Origin of the sequence: Protofrankia sp. Cr1, assembly GCF_963555865.1 — a bacterium.
GTDB lineage: Bacteria > Actinomycetota > Actinomycetes > Frankiales > Frankiaceae > Protofrankia.
The window spans coordinates 1,399-2,815 of record NZ_CAUVXO010000289.1; the positions used below are offsets into that span (position 1 = coordinate 1,399).

At 68.0% G+C, this 1,417-nt stretch carries 2 protein-coding genes; both read right to left on the bottom strand.

What is annotated here, in order from left to right; all coding sequences use genetic code 11:
• Positions 1–138 precede the first annotated feature (138 nt).
• A complete protein-coding gene (locus U9980_RS19225; protein WP_322769191.1) occupies positions 139–774 on the bottom strand; it encodes a PIN domain-containing protein in 636 nt (211 codons plus the stop codon).
• Positions 775–779: 5 nt separating this feature from the next.
• Positions 780–1,304: a helix-turn-helix domain-containing protein gene (locus U9980_RS19230; RefSeq protein WP_322769192.1), complete on the bottom strand. Its 525-nt coding sequence runs from the start codon at positions 1,302–1,304 to the stop codon at positions 780–782.
• Positions 1,305–1,417: the final 113 nt, after the last annotated feature.

Sequence of the window (1,417 nt, forward strand, 5' to 3'; positions counted from 1 at the left end):
CTAGGAAACTCCCGCTAGTGACCGCGGTCATTGGGATCGTGGTCGGTCTGACGTTCCTGTTCGGGTTCGGCCACGCCGAGTCCCCCTCATCCTCACGGGCCAGACCACTTACGCAGTCCGTCCGTCGGTCGAACACTCTCAGCTAGAACGTGCACGGTTCGTCAGTGTCGCCAGCAGGCGGTCACCGAAGGCCGGGGTGCCGTGCGCACGCAGATACGTTGCGACGTCGTGAGCTGTCATGGCGGGGCCCGACCGTCCCGTCCTGCTGGCGACCGCATGGACAGCGGTGACGACCTGGCCCGGATGGAGATCGAGTTCGTCGAGCAGGAAGTCGTCGAGGGACTGCCGGATGAGTGGCGCGGGCAGCGCGCTCGGCGGGAAGTCCGCAAGGTTGTCGGTGACGATGACGTCGGCTCGGCCGGTCCTGGCCGCGGCGACCACGTGCCGATCGTCGGGGTCGGGCAGGTGGATGGTCGGGACGAGTGGCTCCCAGTCGGTGACGAGGGCGTCCGGGAAGGCGGTCTTCATCTGTCGGGTGAGGCAGGTGAGGTAGGCGTCGATTTCTTCGGGTGATGTCCCTCGCTTGCCGAGGAGTGTGCGGAGGGTGCGGTCGAGTTCGTCGAAGATCTCAGTGGACCAGCACCCAGGCCATCGCTCCGCGAGTGGCCCGGGACCCCGCAGGGGCCGGTAGGCGCCGGTGCTCGCGATCTCGAGCAGTACGTCGCGTGCCCTGCTGGGCACGAGGACGCAGGTGTCGAGCAGCGCGCTGAACACGCGGGTCAGACTTGCGTCTTCTTGCGGGCGGTCTTCAGCGCCGCCCGCGTCTCGTCGGGGTCGACGTCATACAGGCCGAGGCGGTCGGTGTCGGCGATCATGTCCGCGAAGGCGAGCTCGGCCGCGTTGCGCTGGCGTCTGCGGTATTCGAGGAGGTCGTCGAGCCGGACCTTGCGGTGGCGACTCGGCTTCTCGAACGGGATGACGCCGGTCTCCAGCAGCCGTACGAGCGTGGTGCGCGACACGCGCAGCAGGTCCGCCGCCTCCTGCGTGGACAGGGTCAGGTGATGCGGTACCAGCGTCACCGCCAGTCCTGCCTTCATCGCCGCGGCGACCTGCAGGAGGACCTCGAACATGGGCTCGGGTAGCTCGACGCTGCGCCCGTCGTTACCTGTCAGCCGAGGGCGCGGCTCGGCCGCCTGCCGTCCGCGGCCGCGCAGGGCTCTGAGGAAGTCGATGATGTCACCGGTGTCCTCCTGCGGCAGGTAGGTCTCGTCGTGCAGCGGCTCGTTTCGTGCTGGCGAGGTCATGAACCGCCTCCAGAGACGATCGCAACGATCGGGATACTCGTTTTGCTCGATTCTAGGCGCCGTGGGCTCCTGATCGCCACCGCTGGAGGATGCTGCCACCTCACCGGCCGGGC